Annotated in this window: 10 protein-coding genes; all 10 read left to right on the top strand. The window is 43.6% G+C overall.

The window, feature by feature from the left end; genetic code table 11:
• The first annotated feature begins 168 nt into the window (after positions 1-168).
• The 10 genes from AC3E9V_RS21005 to AC3E9V_RS20960 all read left to right on the top strand — a co-directional run bounded on the left by AC3E9V_RS21005 (position 169) and on the right by AC3E9V_RS20960 (position 20,640).
• Positions 169-4,602, top strand: a complete 4,434-nt coding sequence (locus AC3E9V_RS21005; protein ID WP_488750132.1) for a hybrid sensor histidine kinase/response regulator transcription factor — start codon at positions 169-171, stop codon at positions 4,600-4,602.
• A 342-nt stretch (positions 4,603-4,944) separates the two neighbouring features.
• Positions 4,945-5,088 (top strand): hypothetical protein, encoded by a 144-nt coding sequence (locus AC3E9V_RS21000; RefSeq protein ID WP_488750131.1) that lies wholly within the window; start codon positions 4,945-4,947, stop codon positions 5,086-5,088.
• A 109-nt stretch (positions 5,089-5,197) separates the two neighbouring features.
• Positions 5,198-6,907 (top strand): hypothetical protein, encoded by a 1,710-nt coding sequence (locus tag AC3E9V_RS20995; RefSeq protein ID WP_488750130.1) that lies wholly within the window; start codon positions 5,198-5,200, stop codon positions 6,905-6,907.
• 28 nt (positions 6,908-6,935) lie between these two features.
• Complete coding sequence (locus AC3E9V_RS20990; protein ID WP_488750129.1) at positions 6,936-10,118, top strand: SusC/RagA family TonB-linked outer membrane protein; 3,183 nt, start codon at positions 6,936-6,938, stop codon at positions 10,116-10,118.
• A gap of 28 nt (positions 10,119-10,146) precedes the next feature.
• Positions 10,147-11,901, top strand: a complete 1,755-nt coding sequence (locus AC3E9V_RS20985) for a RagB/SusD family nutrient uptake outer membrane protein (protein ID WP_488750128.1) — start codon at positions 10,147-10,149, stop codon at positions 11,899-11,901.
• A gap of 157 nt (positions 11,902-12,058) precedes the next feature.
• Positions 12,059-13,687 (top strand): arabinan endo-1,5-alpha-L-arabinosidase, encoded by a 1,629-nt coding sequence (locus tag AC3E9V_RS20980; protein ID WP_488750127.1) that lies wholly within the window; start codon positions 12,059-12,061, stop codon positions 13,685-13,687.
• A 141-nt stretch (positions 13,688-13,828) separates the two neighbouring features.
• Positions 13,829-15,868: an alpha-L-arabinofuranosidase C-terminal domain-containing protein gene (locus AC3E9V_RS20975; protein ID WP_488750126.1), complete on the top strand. Its 2,040-nt coding sequence runs from the start codon at positions 13,829-13,831 to the stop codon at positions 15,866-15,868.
• Positions 15,869-15,887: 19 nt separating this feature from the next.
• Positions 15,888-17,468, top strand: coding sequence for an alpha-N-arabinofuranosidase (locus AC3E9V_RS20970; RefSeq protein ID WP_488750125.1), 1,581 nt, complete (start codon positions 15,888-15,890; stop codon positions 17,466-17,468).
• A gap of 86 nt (positions 17,469-17,554) precedes the next feature.
• Positions 17,555-19,102 carry an alpha-N-arabinofuranosidase gene (locus tag AC3E9V_RS20965; RefSeq protein WP_488750124.1) on the top strand — a complete coding sequence of 516 codons (1,548 nt, stop codon included), beginning with the start codon at positions 17,555-17,557 and terminating at the stop codon, positions 19,100-19,102.
• 23 nt (positions 19,103-19,125) lie between these two features.
• Entirely contained in the window at positions 19,126-20,640 is a 1,515-nt protein-coding gene (locus AC3E9V_RS20960) for an arabinan endo-1,5-alpha-L-arabinosidase (RefSeq protein ID WP_488750123.1), read from the top strand.
• The last annotated feature ends 1 nt before the right edge of the window (position 20,641 follow it).

Below are 20,641 nucleotides of genomic sequence, written 5' to 3'. Positions count from 1 at the left end.
CATTTTATAGCCTCCAATTCTTTCCACAAAATAAACTTTCGAGCAATCAACCGTGGTTTTTGAATAATTCATTACATTTATAATTGTATATTATACACTTATAATCTTAAATTGACTGATAAGTTTAGTATATTTAGAAAGAAGAAGTATTAATCATGGGAGGTGTGTATGTATTTGGTCAGAAAGCCAGTTATCTGTAGTTACCTGTATCTCAAATGGTGGTTAACCTTCCTGTTTGCGATGTTCGCTGCGGGGCTATTTGCTCAGCATCGAAGTGTTCGTTTTCAGCATCTCACCACAGAAGATGGTCTTGCTCAAAACATGGTAGACTGCATGTTGCAGGACAGCCAGGGGTTTATGTGGTTTGGGACCTGGAATGGATTATGCCGGTATGATGGATATAATTTTGAGGTATTCAATAATGAAAATGACCGCAGTAACTCATTAAAGAATAATTTTATCTACGCGCTCAATGAAGATGCTTTTGGCAATATTTGGATTGGTACGGCAGAGGGGCTGTATACCTATCTGTATAACAAAGGTCAATTCATTCATGCGGAAAATCTACAGACTGAGAACTATAGTTACCTGAAAGGTATCATTCGGGTTATTAGCCCCTGGAAGGAAAACTCCATATTGATAGGTACTTCCTCCGGATTATTTGCAATGAAGGTTATTGACGCGGATGGCAGGTTCGAGATGATGACATATTTTCCTTATGGGGATGGGGAGGATGAGATTCCAGCAACTGCTATCAATTCGATAACCCTGGATTCTCACCAAAGAATATGGGTTGGAACGGATAATGGCTTATTGTTATTCGATGATAAATTGGCTAAGATTTCAACTTTTCGTAATCAGGATGATGATCCTGGCAGTATTTCAAATGATGTCGTTCTTGATGTTTACGAGTCTGAACCCGGAACAATCTGGATAGGGACCGAGTTTGGATTGAATTTTTATCAACCGAACTCAAATGGGTTTTTGAAATATTTTAATGAACCTGAAAATCCTGCCAGCTTGCTGCACAATACCGTCATGGATATTTCGGAAGATGAGACCGGAGATCTTCTGGTGGCTACATTGGGTGGGCTGAGTGTATTAGAAAAAGGGAAAAATACGTTTAAAAACTATGTTAATGAAACCAATTCTGAACATAGTTTAAGTAACGATTTTGTTAACTGTCTTTTAAAAGATAATAAAGGCAATATCTGGATTGGGACTGAACGTGGAGGGATTAATTTCTACAGCTCTAACCAAAATACTATCGAACACTATGAGTTTGATGTAAGTGATGAAAATAGCCTGAGCAGCAATACGGTCAATTCCATATACGAAGACGAAAAATTCCTGTGGATAGGCACTGCCGGGGGTGGACTAAACCGGTATCATAAACAAAGGAGAACCTTCCGCCATTACCAGTTTGACCCCAATGATATCAGCAGTTTGTCCAACGATTTTGTAACATCAATTATCCGGGATCAGAAAGGAAGGTTATGGGTCGGTACGTGGGGTATGGGCTTAAATATGGTTGTAAATGAGGGAACTTCCAGTGAATATTTCAGGAGGTATGAAGGACCGGATCAGAACCCGAATTTAATCAGTGGTTTCATCTCCTCAATTATAAAAGGTAAGGATAACTGTCTCTGGATCGGAACGTTAGGTGGCCTGGTCAAATATGACATCAAAACCGAAACTTTTGAAACCCTGTTCAGAGACTTTAAAGAGGGTAGGGTCACAGGTGTGGGATGTTTATTACTGGATGAAAATGAAGATCTGTGGGTAGGAACCCGTACAGGACTTTTTCATGTACAAATGAATAATACAAAAACAAAGCCCGGATACATTCTGACCGAATACAAATTTGACCCGAATGATAAATCCTCCATAAGTGGAAATTATGTGATATCGGCCATTCAGGATTGGGAAGGAAATCTGTGGTTTGGAACTTACGGGCAGGGTATCAATAAACTTGTGCGTGAAAATGGCCAGGTAAAGTTTGAGCGTTATGGCACAGCCAATGGGATCAGCAATAATATTATCTACGGGATCGAAGAAGATGCGGAAAAAAACCTGTGGTTAAGTACTGATTACGGTCTGTCCAGATTCAACCCGACAACCGGGAAAGTGAGAAACTTTTACGTTTCTGACGGGCTTCAGAATAACCAGTATTACTGGTCCGCCTCCTATAAAAATAAGAATGGGAAACTATACTTTGGGGGAATGAATGGCCTGGATAGCTTTTATCCGGAATGGATCAATGAAATCATCATCAGTCCTGAGGTGGTTTTGACCGACATTAAATTACTGAACGAGTCTGTAGTTCCCGGTAAAGAGTATAACGGAATAGAAGTACTCCATAACAGTATTTCAAAGACGAAGGCCATTGATCTTTCTTACAAGGAAAAGATCTTTGCTGTAGAGTTTTCTTCTTTCAATTATCAGGAACCGGGCATGATCCGTTATGCTTATACGCTGGAAGGATTTGAGGAGGACTGGAACTTCGTCCCCTCTAACAGACGATATGCGAATTACACAAATCTGAAGCCTGGAGATTATGTGTTTAAGGTAAAGGCCTCAGGTTCAAATGGAGAGTTTACCTCTGAGCCCACTACTTTAGCCATTCACATAGCACCTCCATTCTGGGAGACTAACTGGTTCAGAGTCCTTTGTCTTTTAGCTCTGACAGGTATGGTTTTTGGGTATATCCGGTTGAGAACCTACTCACTTAAAAGACAGAAAATGATCCTGGAGCGACAGGTAAGGGAGCGTACTGAGCGGATCAATCAGCAAAAGGAAGCTTTGTCCTACCAGGCCGTCCAGCTGCAGGATAACAACCGGGAGCTTGAGGCAAATCAAAAGCTGATAGAAGGACAAAACAAAAAGCTGGAAGTACAGAACAGGGAGATCCTGAAACAACGGGATAAGCTAATTGAGCTGAATAAAAAGTTAAAGCTGGTCAGCCAGTTAAAGCTGAGTTTTTTCACCAATATTTCCCATGAGTTTAGAACTCCTCTTACGCTCATCATCAGCCCCCTTGAGAAATTGCTGAAGGAAAATAAGCTAAGCATTGATGCCAGGAACACTTTGGCGATTATCAACAGAAATGCCCAGAGATTGCTCCACCTGATCAACCAGATAATGGATTTCAGGAAAATAGAAAAAGGCCGGATGGAGCTAAAAGTTACCAGAGGCAATATCAGGGAGTTTTGTCAGAAGGTGTATGATGCATTTAAACCGCTCTCTGAAATAAAGGAGATTTCCTTTGACTACAAGGAAAAAGACATTCCAAAGGAAGTCTGGTTTGACGCTCAGAAGGTCGAAAACATCTTGTATAATTTACTGAGCAATGCCTTTAAATACACCCCCAACAAAGGGAGAGTCAGCATGGAGGTAACAGGCCTCACATTTGAAGAGTCAAAGCTTAATTACCGGGAGACCCTCTCAGAAGAAGACAAAACAGTGATCAGTATTAAAATAAACGATACCGGACTGGGCATAAGCAAAGAAAACCTACCATTAGTTTTTAAGCGGTTTTACCGGATTGAGTCAGAGGAGGCATTTAAAATCAGCGGATCGGGCATTGGTCTGGCACTGACGGAGGAACTGATCAAAACGCATCACGGAGAAATTTTTGTTGAGAGCGAGTTAGGTCATGGATCGACCTTTGAGGTTCAGTTCCCCTGCTTAAAAGCATCTTATGGTACCGATGAAGTGACGGAAGGCGATAGGGGCGGTCTGAATATCTTTCAGCAGGTAGAGATCCTGAAGAATGAACTTTTCCTAACGGAAGAATCTGCTTCAGAGGATGAAGAACAGTATGTTTTTGAGAAGTCTCGTGAAACCGTACTTGTTGTGGAGGACAATGCAGACTTGCGAAAATTTATCACTCACCAGTTCAACAAAACCTATAACATACTGGAAGCAGGTGACGGTGAAGAAGGTATTCAACTTGCCGAAAAATGGAATCCTGATCTTATCATAAGTGATGTGATGATGCCAAAAAAAGATGGTTTGGAGCTTTGCGCCACGGTAAAAAACAACCTGGCAACCAGCCATATTCCTGTGATCCTGCTTACAGCCAAAAGTGCGATAGAAGATCAGGTTGAAGGGCTAGAGATCGGGGCGGATGACTACCTGCCAAAGCCATTTAACTTTGATATTCTGGCCGCCAGGGTCCGGAATCTGATCGAATCCAGGGCGAGGCTGCGTCATCAGTTTCTTGAATCTGCTGATTTTGATGTAAATACCGCCACATCCAATACCAAAGATCAGAAGTTCCTTGAACATGCAGTTCGAACGGCTGAAGACCATCTCAGCAATTCTGATTTTGGCGTCAGTGAGTTTGTTAAAGCAATGGGTATCAGCAGAAGCTTACTTCACAAAAAACTATCTTCTCTCACAGATCAGTCAGCTACTGAGTTTATCAACAGACTCAGAATGAAAAAGGCACTTTTACTCTTAAAGCAAAATGAGCTGAATATATCTGAAGTCGCCTATGCTGTGGGGTATAATGACCCGAAATATTTTACCCGGCTTTTCACCAGGCAGTACGGACAATCGCCGAAAGAGTTCATGAAGCGGGAAGCAGAGGTTACATAATAAGACCTGCTCACCCCAGGTGGACTGGTGTTCTATAAATAGGTGGATAAATGTCTAAACACTTTTTCTCAGCACTCAAAGTGCAGAGTTTTCACCGCTACCTTCATTACTGAATTTTTAATATAAGAACTATTTCATTAAATGAGTTGATGATATAGATCAATTTTACGGGTATATATTTCATTTCATTCAATGAGTACTCATTCGTCCACTTATAAAAGACATGAGTCCACCCCTTCATACCACACTTTAAACACTTTTGAGAAATGAAGTAATGGTTTGATGCTTCTGTGAAGGAGCATCAGATGATTAAGAACTAACTCGAAACGTAACGAATACTTTATGAGAAATTTTACTACGCTTAAAAGTTACATTTTCGGTTGCATGTTCCCACTTATAGGAGGGTGGTCTTATGCACAATCCTTTACAGTGAGCGGAACAGTGACTGATGGAGAGTCTGGCGAATCTCTGCCAGGTGCGACTTAATTGGAGAAAGGTAGCCGGTCGGTATAAACCCTTATAGGCTTAAACCGACAAAATATAATGATTTACATGTCTATTATTAAAAAATATGAACTCAATCAAATTTAATTTTATGAAAACAACTATACTGATAAGACACGCCTTGTGGGCAGTCGTTTTGATAGTATTCAGCTTAGTTGGATGCGAGGAGGTGGATATTTATTCAATTGATGCACCCTCTGACCTACAGGCCAGAATTGACTCCATTGCAGCTGCAAAAGCTGCTCGGGATACAGGTGATACCACCTTCCTGGATATCTCTACAGCGATAGTCGGGGCTGAAGACAACAGCACCGGTTGGAACGGTGCACATTCTGATTACTTCACCATTCCCCCGGACAGGCTATTGATTCTAAAGTTTGTTAACCATGGTACCGGTGTCAACAATTGGAACAACTGGAACCTGGCTGTCACTAATGTAGAAGAAAACAGTGAAGACTACAGTCCGGAAAATGGCGAGGTAGGGTACTTTACGCTCCGTGCTGATGCATGGGGCTGGGGTAATGATGATTTCAGTCTCCCCCTGATCTCTCAGAACTATCCTGACCTTGACGGAGATGAGGATATCTGGAACGACTTCCGCATGATTATGCAGGGTGCTGATGTTACACTCAAAATTGACCACTCCGCTACTGGTAATGTATTTGTGACTGCCACTGCCGTTGGAACAGATGATACGGAGCTGGAAATGACCTATCAGCAACCGGTTTCTGCCACGGAGGATATTGTGGCCTTCTTGGTTGTCGATGGCAGCCATTTCGAGATGAAAGAAGCTTATCTTTTACCATCTGAAGTAACTGTTGTAGAAGATGTTGAGCCGACTTCAATAGAAATCTCAGGAGCTCCTGATTTTGTTGAAATAGGCAATGAAAACTTCTGGGGTGATGCCACAGCCACTGTGACTTTCGCTGACGGATCTTCCACTGAAGTTGACTCTGCAGATCTATCATTCAACGTCATCCCTGATATGACTACAATCGGAGAAAAGACCGTGATCGTGGCTTATAACAAAACCAAGCAAGGCGAATTCACTCAGGCTGTATCAACCTTTTACAGCCTGGAAGTAGCTAATGCTGTTACAAGCCTTGAGATTACTACAATGCCAGACATTACCACATACTATTTCTTCGATAGTGATCCTGTCATATTCAATCCGAAAGGTTTGGTGGTGACAGCAACGTATTCGGATGAGTCCACCGGGGTCATCGCAAACGCCAATCTTGACTTTGGTACAATCCCAGCAGCGGCAGGTGCTCAGACCATTGATGTTTCTTACGAAGGTGCCACAACCACAGTGACCACAACAGTCCCATTAACCCTTGTGCAGGGTACTGGTCAGGTAGGTGCTACTGATTTCTCGACCGCATGGTGGACAGAATTCTCGGATGATTATCCCATTGCTTCAGGGGAGAGCGTAACGCTTATAATGTACACTTACTCCAATGGTGTAAACAACTGGCATAGTCCCAGTACAATTCTTCGCAAAGCTGACCTTACTGAATATGCGGTAGTTCGAATGGACAACTTCGGATGGGGTGACGGCTATGGCACTGCCACTCTCACAAATGACTGGAATTTTGATGTATTCGCAGCAAACATAAGTGGCTCCAGGGTAGAGATCACAGTTACAAACAACGGTGATGATACCGCTGATATACGTTATGATGTTACATATGCAACTGGGGAAACACACTTCCAGGAGTATGCGGGTATAACGGTAGACAGTTCAGATCTGAATTGCGCGCTCGTAATAGAAGGAGCTTATCTCGTACTAGTCGAATAATCACTACTTAAGCTAAAAATACTAAACTATGAAATATTTATATTTAATCCTGTTGGGATTGCTGGTATTCGCGCCGACAGCATACGCGCAAGACACCAGCACGACTCAAGCAGAAGGCATAACAGTGCAGGGTAGAGTCATTGACGAAAGCGGAGAACCGCTTCCGGGCGCAACCGTACAACAGAAAGATGAAAACAATGGTACTATTACCGATATTGATGGTAACTTCTCACTTTCTGTTCCTTCAGATGCAACCCTAATAATATCGTTTATAGGATACAAAAGTGTTGAAGTAGCCGTTGGTGAAAGGACCGAACTCGGTGACATCACAATGGCTCTGGATTTAACCGAACTCGGTGAAGTGGTTGTAGTCGGTTACGGTACGCAACGCAAGGTTGATCTTACCGGTTCAGTGGCCATTGTTGACTCTGAAGAGATGAAGAAAATATCAAATTCAAACATCTCAACAACGCTCCAGGGTAAAGTGGCAGGTGTTCAGGTTACTACGGATGGGCAACCGGGAGCAGACCCTACAATACGGATTCGTGGTATCGGTTCGTTTGGCAATACCTCACCACTCTATGTGGTAGATGGTGTAATCATTGGAACAACCATTCGTGACTTTTCGCCAAATGATATCGAATCAGTTCAGGTACTTAAGGATGCCTCTGCTGCCGCTATTTACGGTGCGCGTGCTGCTAACGGCGTAGTGATCATCACCACAAAGCGAGGGAGGAAGAACCAACCTGTGAAGATAGACTACAGCGGCTACTATGGGGTTGATCAGGTGCCGGATGGAGTGTACGAGGTAATGGATTCCGAGCAGTATAGTCAATACCTCACCATGGCATATAACAACAGCGGCCTGGATGTTCCAAATGGGTACGATCCTGCGCATGAAGATTATATTGATCCAAACGAGGTGAACACTAACTGGCAGGATGAGGCGTTCAAAACAGGTATTCGTCAGAATCACCACATCAACCTCTCAGGAGGAGGCGAAAACAATACTTACAACCTTTCGCTTGATTACTTTAGCCAGGAAGGGACCATTGAAGGAGCCGGTCCTAACCTGGAGCGTTACACAGCCCGGTTAAATAACACCATGGATGTGAAGTTTATTACATTCAAAACAGGCATTGTGTATAGTCGAAGTGATCAGGACAATATGGCGCTCAGCAACGCCAATGAGTTCGTACAGGGTCTGTATGGTGCCCAGTATCCGGTGATGGCTTCAGCTCTGATTACACCGCCTACCATCAAGGCTTACGATGAATCGACCTGGGTGCTGGATGACAGGATTTCGGCTGCATCAGAATATAGTTATGACTCTTATGGTTATGGCACTTACTATGACGACATCCATGGAGACTTGCGTGTAACGAACGTACTGCTCACGAATAACCTGCTTGAGCGTAACTTTAAGGTTGACCGGATTTTAGGTTCAGGTTCAGCAGATGTGGACTTCCTGGATATGTTTGATGTACAGAGTAGCAATCACAAGTTGAATTACAACCTCAACGTGTCGTACAACAGGACCTATGTAAAAGGCTCCACGTTCGTACCCGCATTTATACAGAGTACTACGAACTACTTGCCAAAGGGGAGTGAGACCCTGACAAAGGAGTATCGTGACTTTAGCACGTCACTGTTAGAAAACTTTATAACCTACGATGGTAACTTTGGACGCAATCACCTCAATTTGGTAGGGGGTACATCATTCCAGCGCAACCTCCAGCAGATAGTCACATCCAGGGGAACTAACCTAACTGAACCATACTTTCTGCAGGTAGACAACGCATTGGAGACAGATTCAGAAAGCTACGAAGAAGAAAGCGTATTGTGGTCATATTTTGGTCGTATCAACTACGATTTCGATGAGAAATACCTACTGTCTGCCACCGTACGCTACGATGGTTCAAGCCGCCTTTCGCCCGATGACAACCAGGATTTGTTCCCAGCTGCTTCAGCGGGTTGGCGTATTGACCGTGAAAGCTTTTTCCCTGTACCTGAATCGGTGATCAACTTATTCAAGGTTCGGGGTAGCTATGGTGAACTGGGAAATATTTCGAACCTTGGTCCCTACGATTACATGGACGTGATGGCGAGACTTGATTACACCTATAGCTTTGCAAATGAAAAGGTGAACGGTTCAGCCATATCAAACTTTGTAAACGAACGCCTTATTTGGGAAAAGAAGAAAACTCTTGATGTTGGGCTGGACGTTGCTATGTTCCAGGGGCAGTTGGAATTTACCTTTGATTGGTATAGGGCTGAATCAGAAGGACTTCATTATCAAGTAGAAGTTCCAACCCAGGCAGGTTTTACTAACCCGGATGTAAGAATGAATGCTGCCTCCATGACCAACTCAGGCCTTGAATTTATGCTTGCCTATCATCATGATCAGGGCCCTGTGATATTTGACATTTCTGCCAACTTATCTACGCTCAATAATGAGGTGACCAAGCTGGGTGTAACAGACCTGCCTCGCGGTGATGCTTTCTCCCGTACGGAGGTAGGTCGTGAAGTGGGTCGATTATATGGCTATGTCTACCAGGGCATATTTCAGTCACAGGATGAGATTGATAACCGTGTCAATTCTGAAGGTAATTTAGTAGTTCAGAACGGAGCACAACCGGGCGATGTGGCCTATGCCGACATCAACAATGATGGTCAAATCACCAATGAAGACCAAACCTTTTTGGGTAGTGGTATACCAGATGTTAATTACGGCTTGAATGTGCGGGCTGAATGGAAGGGTATCGACCTGAGCATATTCACATTTGGAGCGGCTGGTTTCAAAGTGGTGGATTTTGTTGACATGACATTACGAAGCTCATACGGAGCGCTCAACAAGAACGTAGATCTATTGAATGCCTGGACACCTGAGAACCCAAGCACCACAGTGCCCCGGGTGGCAAACAGACCTGATGGTGATATCACCAATGATGCATTCAGTGACCGGTTCATTCAGGACGCGTCCTATCTGAGAATTGCCAACATCCAATTAGGCTATAACTTCCCTAATGAATGGTTTGGAGATTATATTCAAAGTGCTCGTATCTACGTAACGGGACAAAATTTGGCTACATTTTCTAAGTATGTGGGTTATAACGTAGACTTTGCAGGAGGGACATTCACTCCGGGTTACAACTATGCTTCGTATCCTACACCACGAACCTTAACGGTTGGAGCACAATTCTCATTCTAAATAAACGATCTGAAAAATGAGTATTAATATGAAAACTTTAAAAATAATTCTGATACTGTTGGTGCTGGTCGCAGGTTCAGCCTGCGAAGACCAGCTTGAAGTTCAGAACCCGAACAATCAGACTACCTTCGATTTTGGCGATTCGGAATCAGAACTTCAGGAGGCTATTATTGCGTGTTACAATCGTATACGCCTTGAAGGTACATTTTCCCGCGTTGGCTACACTATGGATGCTGTACGTGGTGATGAAGTTTGGAACTCTTCTCAACAGTGGTACATAGCGTATGACAACCTCAATTCACCAGGTACCATTGATATAGGTGATATGTGGATATGGCGTGACAACTACCATGTGGTAAACCGCACAAACTTTGTATTATCGAATATCGATGACGTGGAGATGTCTGATGATACCTATAATGAGATCGCAGGGCAGGCGCTCTTCCTCAGGTCTCTGGCCTACTATCATTTGGCTACTTATTACCAGGATGTTCCGTTGATCACAGACTATGAATCGTATTCAGACCTCAACTCCTTGTATGCACCCAACAATACACAAGACGAGGTATTTGATCAAATAGAGGCTGACCTTACCTTGGCTATGGATATGTTGCCATCACGAGACGATGGGGGTGAATGGGCTCAGGGTCGTGCCACCAGCGGTGCCGCTGCGGGGTATTTGGCCAGAGCCTTGATGTTTCGTCATAAATTTGATGAAGCTTATACTGTGCTGCAGGATATCATAGCTGGGAACTATGGAACTTACCGACTGATGGACGATTTTGGTGACAACTTCAGAGAGAGTACTGAAAACAATGCTGAGAGCCTCTTCGAAGTTCAATTCATGGATTTTGGTACTGGCGGTACTGTCGAAGAGTGGGTTCCGGGACTTATAAGCAGGGAGGCAACTCAAGGTCATGCGGTAGAAAGCAATTTTGCTTCTCAGACGTTAGGTAGCTGGGGTGACCTGGCTGGCTCACCTTGGTTGTATAATCTCTTTAAAGATGAGAACTGCACAGATGGTCGTCTTGATCCTCGTTTATACTGGACATTGGTTACATACGAGGATGAATATAACGCCTATACAGACGTGTCCACTGCCGCGTATCCTGATGGAGATCCTCGTAATAACATCGTTTACCAGCAAGAGATCACCGAGACTCCGCTATCAAATAATGACTGGGGTGGAATATCGATCGCTAAGTTTACAAATGCAAGAAACAACATCTACAGTTCTATTACTACCGGATTGAATTGTGGAGTTAATCTGCGCCTCATGCGTTATAGTGATGTTTTATTACGTGCAGCAGAATGCGAAAATGAAATCAACGGTCCTACACAGGTTGCTATCGATTACATCAACGAAGTGCGTCAACGGGTTGCTCTTCCGGACCTTCAACTGTCAGACTTTCCTACTGCTGATCATCTTTTTGAACAAATTGCAAACGTGGAACGTCCCAAAGAATTTGGTTGTGAAAACGGTCGGGGTATTGATTTACTTCGGTGGGGATTTTTCTATGATGCAGGTCGTCGGCAGCAGTTGGTTGAGCATGGTTATTATGTGACAGACGGTACGGCCAACACCGATGAGCTTACTGAAGCTACTGCTAGTAATTCATCATTCAATACCTATACCCCGGGAAATGAATATTTTCCAATATTTCAGGGTACCCTTAATGCCAACCCGAATCTGGAAGGTAATTCAGCAAACAGGAATGAAGATAATGGACCTGCTTTCTTTGAAAAAGGGTATAGTGTTCGTCCTGTTGTAGATTTAGATTAAGAGAAGAGAATCATTAGTTAAAATGAGAGACTCCTTATCAACGTATTTTGTACGTTGATAAGGAAGTTTTCTCAATATTAAACTGACGGGGCTGAAACGATAGGAAATAATAATTGAAATACTGATTTATCCGTCGGGTTAATAAAAATCATATTAGATGAAACTAAAGTATTTACTGATTTTATCTGTCACCATAACTGCTCTATTGTTTGTGGGGTGTAAAGACGATGGTTTAGGACCTACAGGCATCAAAACAAAAGACCCTACAGATCAAGAGACTGACACCGATACATCTTATTCCATTCCAACTTACGCTGACGACTATTCGTCGATAGCTTCGTGGAGTAACCGTTCTGATTGGAACCTGGCAAATGTGCACGACCCGAGTGTAATTTTTGATGGTGAGTATTATTACATGTATGCTACCAATGCCTCATATGGAAACGCACATGGTGGACATGGACATTTTCATGGTCGGCGATCTAAGGATTTAGTAAACTGGACTTATATGGGGGCATCTATGCCAGAAACACCTGCCTGGGTGAAAGATACGCTAAACAGTATGCGAGCTACAGTCGGTTTGGACCCTATTGATAATCCCGGATATGGTCACTGGGCACCTGCTGTGCATAAAGTAGGTAGTGTCTATCGCATGTATTACAGTATTATTATTGATAACTACATTGGCAATGGCCTGCCAAATACTGAAGAAAATTTTGATAATACCTGGACAGAAAGGGCTTTCATTGGTCTAATGGAAACTTCAGACCCTTTACTTAACTCCTGGGAAGACAAGGGGATGGTAATTTGCTCTGTTTCCGACAAGGGAACAGATTGGTACAGATCTTCAAGGACTGATGATTGGAGTGGTTATTTTAAATACAATGCTATCGATCCTTCTTACGTCATTACTCCGGAAGGAGAACACTGGCTATTTTATGGCTCATGGCATAGTGGCATAGCTGCTATTCAAATTGATCCGGATACAGGCCTGCCATTAAATGAATTTGATATTAATGATGAAGCAACCTGGGGAACACATATTTATACCCGCACAGACGGATCCAGGTGGCAAGCATCAGAAGGTCCTGAAATAATCTATAATGCTGAAACCGGCTACTATTATATGTTCCTGGCCTACGATGAACTGTCGGTAGCTTACAACACCAGAGTTTGCCGGGCTACAAATGTCACCGGACCTTACTATGCATATGGTGGAACGAATATCACAAACGGAGGAAACGTGTACCCGATCATAACACATCCTTATGAATTTGATGATCATTCCGGATGGGTTGGATTTTCTCATAATGCCATGTTTAAGAATGAAGAGACCGGAGATTGGTTTTATGCTTCACAAGCCCGTCTACCGGCAAATACTGGTGGAAATGCCTATAGTAATGCCATTATGATGGGGCATGTTCGAAAGGTTAGATGGACAGAAGACGGTTGGCCGGTTGTAATGCCCGAAAGATATACCGCAGTTCCGGAGAAAGAAATTAGTGAAGATGGGCTTGTAGGGGACTGGGAACAAATTACACTGAATTACGAATACCGGACACAGCAAACGTCAGTAGCTCTAACACTTTCAGCAGAGTATGAAGCTACAGGCGCTTTAACGGGAACATGGTCATTTGATGCGACAAACAATGTCCTAACGATTGGTAGTACAAAATTGTATGTGGAACGGGAAGTTGACTGGGAAGCGTCGCCAAGAGAGGTGACCATTGTTTTTTCCGGTTTGAATGCTTCCGGAGTTTCTATTTGGGGAAAGAAAAAAAGTTGATTCGGAGTGCGATACTGGTCGCAGAGTAGTAGAAAATTAATGGTTCCGACTGGAGCTTGTAAGGGTAGTTTTCCTCGACAAAAGAAGTCAGGAAATTAGAAAAGTAGACGTTTGAATTTGATAGGTTAAAAAAATAAAGGAATGAATAAACTGTATAAATCTATTAGGATTATAGTTGCTGGTGTTTTGATCCTAATGATAGGTGTCTCGTGTAGTGAAAATAGGGCGGCTGAGGCCAAAAAGGAAACCGGAACAACACCTCTTTCTTCTAACATCAATGTGGATGTAACTGATGTGGTTGCCGAAATCCAGCCAACCATGTACGGAATCTTTTTTGAAGACATCAACTTCGCCATTGATGGTGGACTCTATGCCGAATTGGTAAAAAACCGGTCATTTGAATTCGATAAGCCTTTGCGGGGATGGACTGTGCTGAAAAATGAAGGTTTGGGTGTTCGGACATTACCAATGAATACGGGCAATTCTCGAAATCCCCGATATCTGAGAGTCCAGATTGATGATGCGGGTTCAGGAGCCGGCCTCAAAAATGAAGGTTTTAGAGGAATGGGTATCAAGAAAAGCGTACCGCACGATTTTAGCATTCAGGTAAGGAGCGTTGAGGGGGATGTTTCAGCAATCCGAATTGAATTGATCGATTCACAAGATGAGGTGATCGCGGAAGGTCGTGTCGATGGTATAACTAACGACTGGAAGACGCTTGAAACTACATTTACTCCTACCAGGACCGAGGCAGAAGCCACAATGAATATTTGGTTCGAAGGTGAAGGAGTCGTTGATATTGACATGGTTTCTCTATTCCCAACAGATACGTGGAAAGGACGAGAGAAAGGCTTAAGAGCTGATCTTGTTCAGATGCTCGCAGATATGGAACCGGGATTCTTACGTTTTCCGGGTGGATGTATTGTAGAAGGTTTTGACCTTTCACAGCGTTATCAATGGAAAAATACTGTAGGAGATATAGATGAGCGAGTAGTAACCATCAACCGGTGGAATTTTGAATTTGACCACAGACCGGCTCCCGACTACTACCAAAGCTTCGGTGTGGGATTCTACGAATATTTTTTGCTTGCTGAGGATTTGGGTGCAGAACCAATGCCTATTATCAATTGTGGGATGGCATGCCAGTTTAACACCGGGGAGCTGGTGCCGCTGGATGACCTGGATCCGTATATTCAGGATGCACTGGATCTTATAGAATTTGCTAACGGGTCAGTTGACACCAGGTGGGGCGGTTTACGAGCAGAGATGGGACATCCGGAACCATTCAATATGAAGATGCTGGGGGTAGGAAATGAGCAATGGGGACCCCAATATATAGAACGGTATGTACCTATTGTGGAAGCTGTAAAAAGCAAATATCCTGATATGCAAATAATAGCTGCAACAGGGTCTGATGGTTCTATCTTTCCAAATGGCGAAGAAGAGATTGATTACCTCTGGGAGCAATGGCGTAAGCTGTCGCCGGAAATCGTTGACGAGCATTTTTACCGTAATCCGGATTGGTTTAGAGAGAGTGCAGATTGGTACGATGATTATGACCGCAATGGCCCTAAACTCTTCGTAGGTGAGTATGCCTCACAAAGTGTAGGAGTTGCCAGCCCTGAGAATGAAAACAATTGGGAGACAGCAATTTCAGAGGCAGCTTTTATCACAGGATTAGAAAGAAATGCAGGAGTAGTGACCATGACTTCTTACGCTCCATTATTTGCACATGCTGAGGGCTGGCAGTGGACGCCTGATTTGATTTGGTTTGACAACCTGGAAGTTTACGCTACACCAAACTACTACGTGCAGAAACTTTTCTCTACCAACAGAGGAACACATGTGGTAAGCATGAAGGAAGATGGCGAAGAGCTTATTGGTCAAAACGGTGTTTACGCTACTGCTTCCAAGGACGAAGAGACTGGAGAGTTGATCTTAAAAGTTGTGAATGTAAATGACAACAAGCACTCCCTGGAAGTCCAGGTAGATGGCGCCAATTCAGTAGGTTCATCAGGTAAGATGATGGTTCTGAGTCATAATGATCCGGCAAGTGAAAATTCTTTTGACCAGCCTGGAAACATCAGTCCAAAAGAAAGAACAATCGAAATTGGTGCCGAAAGTTTTACGATTTCAGTGGACCCATATTCATTATCTGTAATCAGAATTCCATACCAGTGATAATCTAACTATAGTAGTTATGACAATTAGAAAGCTATCAGGAATCTTAATCATACTGCTCACCATTCAGATGGTGGGCAGAGCCCAGCAGGCCAGGATCAAGATCGATCCGGAGCGAACTATAGGAGAAATAGACAAAATGATCTACGGCAATTTTGTAGAACATCTTGGCAGGTGCGTTTACGGAGGCATATACGACCCGGATTCTCCTCTGGCTGACGAAGATGGGTTTAGAAAAGATGTACTGGAAGCAGTAGAAGGCTTGAATGTGCCTTTGATTCGGTATCCAGGGGGAAACTTCGTGTCTAACTATCATTGGCAGGATGGGGTAGGTCCGGAAAGGGTGCCCAGAATGGAGCTAGCCTGGTACAGGCTCGAGACGAATGAATTTGGTACTAATGAGTTTATGGAGTTTGCCAATAAGCTGGATACTGAACCATACTTCGCGGTAAATCTTGGAACGGGGACTATTGAAGAAGCGCGGAGGTGGGTTGAATATACGAATATTAAAGAGGGGCCTTACTATGCCGAACTGCGCAAAGAGCACGGGTATCCTGAACCACATAACATTAAATACTGGAGTCTGGGAAATGAAATGGATGGCCCCTGGCAAATGGGACATCTCAATGCAGAGGATTATGCGAAAAAAGCCCGAGAGGCAGCTAAGCTGATGAAGCGTACTTCTCCGGAGATCAAACTTATTGCGGCAGGGTCTTCAAACTATCGTCCGGGGGCCGAACCGGATGAATGGAATGCTACCATATTACATGAACTCAGAGATGTAGTGGATTATCTGGCACTTCATATCTATGTTGGAAATCCTGCTGATGACTATTACAATTTCGTTTCTACACCGTTAGTTCTGGATCAAAGGACACAAGTAGTTAAAGGTATGATCGCTCGTGAGATGCAACATGCTAACAGAGGGGACCGGCCTCCTGTTTACATTGCCTGGGATGAGTACAATGTCTGGTATCGTGCAAGACGCGGAGATTCAGCTCGGGGAGACCGGGCACTGGAGGAACATTATAACCTGGAAGATGCATTGGTAATTGCAGGTTTTCTCAATGCATTTGTACGGAATGCAGATGTGGTGAAAATGGCTAATATGGCTCAGTTGGTTAATGTTATTGCCCCGATTTTCACCAATGAAGATGACATGTTCAAACAAACAATTTACTATCCGCTTCAGCTCTTTTCAGAACATATGTACGGCACTTCCCTGGATGTTTTTGTTGATTGTGAGACTTATGATACTCAACCGTTCAACATTGGATTGGGGGAAACCATGACACAGCAGTCAGATGTGCCATACCTTGATGTTTCTGCATCAGTGAACGGTGATGAAGTCATTGTTGCAGTGGTCAACAGGCATAAAGATCAGGCAATAGAAACAAGCATTCAGACACAGGAAGGGAGCTTCAAAGGCAAATTCTCTGTTTTTGAAGTAAATGGAAGCGATATAAAAGATCAAAATGATTTTGGTGTGGAGAAAGTCAAAACAGCAGAAAAACCTCAAATCGACACAAAAGGTAAGGAGTTTACTTACAATTTTCCACCACACTCTTTTACCTTGCTGAAAGGAAAATTAAATTACTAAACAAATAAAAAAAATACGCTTCATACAACTGGGAATTTGCTGGGGGATAAACCCCCCGCCTTTTCTTTCAAAAAAAGAAAAACGAAATGAAAAAAAGATTTATTATTATTTTATTGACTCTGCTGTCATTTACGGTCTTCTCTCAAGATAAAGCTACCATTTACATTGGGGCTGATCAGGGAGAGCACACTATTAGCAAACATATTTATGGACACTTTGCGGAGCACCTGGGTCGCTGTGTATACGGAGGGTTTTATGTTGGCGAGGACAATGAAGTCATTCCGCATACAAATGGAGTAAGGAATGATGTTATTGAAGCATTAAAAGAGCTGAAGATCCCTAACCTTCGATGGCCCGGAGGTTGTTTCGCAGATACCTACCACTGGAAAGATGGTATTGGGCCTAAAGAAGACAGACCAACTATCGTCAACAGATGGTGGGGAGGAGTAACGGAAGATAACAGTTTTGGTACTCACGATTTCCTAAACATGTGTGAAATGCTGGATACGGAGCCCTACCTGGCTGCCAATGTCGCAAGTGGTGAGGTTCAGGAGCTGATCGACTGGGTCCAGTATGTAAACCACGATGGTGTTAGCCCGATGGCTGACTTGAGAAAAGAGAATGGGCGTGAAGAGCCATGGAATGTGAAATACTGGGGAGTTGGAAATGAAGCCTGGGGTTGTGGTGGAAATATGAGGCCTGAATACTATGCAGATGTCTACCGTCGCTACGCAACCTTTATGGCGGGCTGGTCCAATCAAAGCGGGATTTTTAGAATTGCATCAGGCGCTTCTTCTGATGACTACAACTGGACTGAAGTTTTGATGCAAAAAGTTCCGGGAAATCTTATTGAAGGTGTGGCTTTACACCATTATTCAGTTATTAACTGGGGTGCAAAAGGACCAGCTACAGGCTTTTCTGAGGAGCAATATTTCACTACCATGCAGCGAGCACTTCACATGGAAGAACTTGTAGAGCGTCACTCTACTATCATGGATAAGTATGATCCGCAGAAACGAATTGCTCTCGTCGTAGATGAGTGGGGAGGGTGGTACGATGTAGAGCCTGGCACCAACCCTGGTTTCCTTTACCAGCAAAATACCATGCGTGATGCCATGATTGCCGGAACCACTCTGAATATTTTCCATAACCATGCGGACAGAGTGAGAATGGCCAATCTGGCTCAGACGATCAATGTACTGCAGGCGGTAATTCTGACAGACGAGGAGAAGATGATATTAACTCCTACATATCATGTAATGAAGATGTACAATGTACATCAGGACGCTACGCTTCTTCCTTTGAATCTGATGAATAACCCAACATATGAGTATGATGGTAAGAAGTTGCCTGCAATTTCCGCTTCAGCTTCTATGGATGATACGGGAGCAATCCACATTTCGCTGGTCAATATCGATGCATCAAACGCCAGGGAGATTGAGTTGAGTCTGAGAGGTACTGACAAAAAGAAAATAACAGGAACAGTTTTGAAATCAGGAGACCTGAATGACTACAACTCCTTTGATAATCCGGATAACGTAGTTCCTCAGAATTTTGAAGGTTTTAGCAAAAAAGGAGAAAACATAACTGTCAAATTGCCGCCATTTTCTGTGGTCGTTTTAGAGGTGAAATAAAAGTTTAGAAGGAAGGAGAGGACATGAGTAAACCAGCGTGGACGAGATTAATTGTATTGCTGACCGTATTGGGTGGGCTTGAACTGTTGGTGTCTTGCAAAGATGAACCGCTGAAAGGTGGTCCAATTATGGTGGATACTACTCGTACCGATACTACCACTCTGGATGATGGACCCATAGACTTCACACAGTTAAATGATACCTATGGTGAATTGGCCACTGAAGATCAGGTGTACCAATGGCGACATTACAATACGCATGATCCTTCTGTGCTGGTGGATGATAAGTTTGTTTATTCCTACAGTACGGACGTAGCCTTTGGGCATGCCATCAGGCCTGGCCTGCAGATCAGGAGGAGTATCAATCTGGTGGAATGGGAGTTTGTAGGCTGGGTATTCAATGGGATACCAGGCTTGGGGGCTTCGCACATTACAGACAATGGAGGTACGCCTAACAATGGGTTATGGGCACCTTACGCAATGAAGGTGGGAGATGAGTACCGGGTGTACTATTCACTGGCTTCTAATATTGGTCGACTGAGCGCTATAGGCCTGGCCACTTCAGATGATCCTCGCGGACCATTCGAAGAGCAGGGTGTGGTGGTAACCTCACTGGGTGGCAACTCCACCCATACCAATGCGATCGATCCTAGTGTAATTGTGGATAAAAGCGGAAATTTTTGGATGTACTATGGTTCGTCGTGGGATGGTATCTATATAATGGAACTTGATGGAGAAACCGGTCTGGCCAGACAAGCAGGAGACAAAGGGGTACGTATAGCCCATCGGGGCGGGTTTGACCAGGGCAATCCGGATGGTAATATAGAAGGTCCTGAAATCATTTACAATGAAGATCAGGGCATGTACTACCTGTTTATTGCTTACGATTGGTTAGAAACCAAATACAATGTGAGGGTGGGAAGGTCTGAAAATGCCGATGGTCCTTTCCTTGATTATTTCGGAGAAAATATGAATGAATTTTCGGATAATTACCCGATGATACTTGCTCCGTACCGGTTTGACGGGCACTCCGGATGGCAGGGTGTTTCCCACCCGGGAGTTTTTGAGAAAGATGGTAAATTCTATATGGCTCATCAGGGGCGTCCCGGAGTTAACAAATACTACATGGTTATGCATACCCGGCAGATCTTCTGGACAGAAGACGGGTGGCCAATTACCAGCTCTCAGCGTTTTGCCGGAGAGGAGGAGACGGGTGTGGAAGAAAGCGAACTTATCGGAAGCTGGGAGGTCATCGATTTTGATTACACTGTTGTTCCCGGATTTGCTGAAACGCAAACAAATCCAGGGTTCCAGACTTCATCCGATATCACATTGGATGCTGAAGGAACAATTGACGGTGAAGCAGGCAGTTCCTGGACTTACGAGGCTCCCTGGCTTACGATCAATTGGGTAGATGGCGATACAGATAAAGTATTGATCGAAAGGGGACGAGATTGGGAGAATGAAGTGGGGTCCACTATTCTTTTTACGGGCATTAACGCGGAAGGCCTGGCTATTTGGGGTAAAAAAGTTAATTGAC

This window comes from Marinoscillum sp. HNIBRBA16962 (genome assembly GCF_057801515.1).
This window is presented reverse-complemented; position numbering and strand designations above follow the sequence as displayed.

Coding starts and splice junctions, on each gene's coding strand:
- AC3E9V_RS21005 (WP_488750132.1), top strand. CDS start 169: ATGTATTTGGTCAGAAAGCCAGTTATCTGTAGTTACCTGTATCTCAAA.
- AC3E9V_RS21000 (WP_488750131.1), top strand. CDS start 4,945: ATGAGAAATTTTACTACGCTTAAAAGTTACATTTTCGGTTGCATGTTC.
- AC3E9V_RS20995 (WP_488750130.1), top strand. CDS start 5,198: ATGAAAACAACTATACTGATAAGACACGCCTTGTGGGCAGTCGTTTTG.
- AC3E9V_RS20990 (WP_488750129.1), top strand. CDS start 6,936: ATGAAATATTTATATTTAATCCTGTTGGGATTGCTGGTATTCGCGCCG.
- AC3E9V_RS20985 (WP_488750128.1), top strand. CDS start 10,147: ATGAAAACTTTAAAAATAATTCTGATACTGTTGGTGCTGGTCGCAGGT.
- AC3E9V_RS20980 (WP_488750127.1), top strand. CDS start 12,059: ATGAAACTAAAGTATTTACTGATTTTATCTGTCACCATAACTGCTCTA.
- AC3E9V_RS20975 (WP_488750126.1), top strand. CDS start 13,829: ATGAATAAACTGTATAAATCTATTAGGATTATAGTTGCTGGTGTTTTG.
- AC3E9V_RS20970 (WP_488750125.1), top strand. CDS start 15,888: ATGACAATTAGAAAGCTATCAGGAATCTTAATCATACTGCTCACCATT.
- AC3E9V_RS20965 (WP_488750124.1), top strand. CDS start 17,555: ATGAAAAAAAGATTTATTATTATTTTATTGACTCTGCTGTCATTTACG.
- AC3E9V_RS20960 (WP_488750123.1), top strand. CDS start 19,126: ATGAGTAAACCAGCGTGGACGAGATTAATTGTATTGCTGACCGTATTG.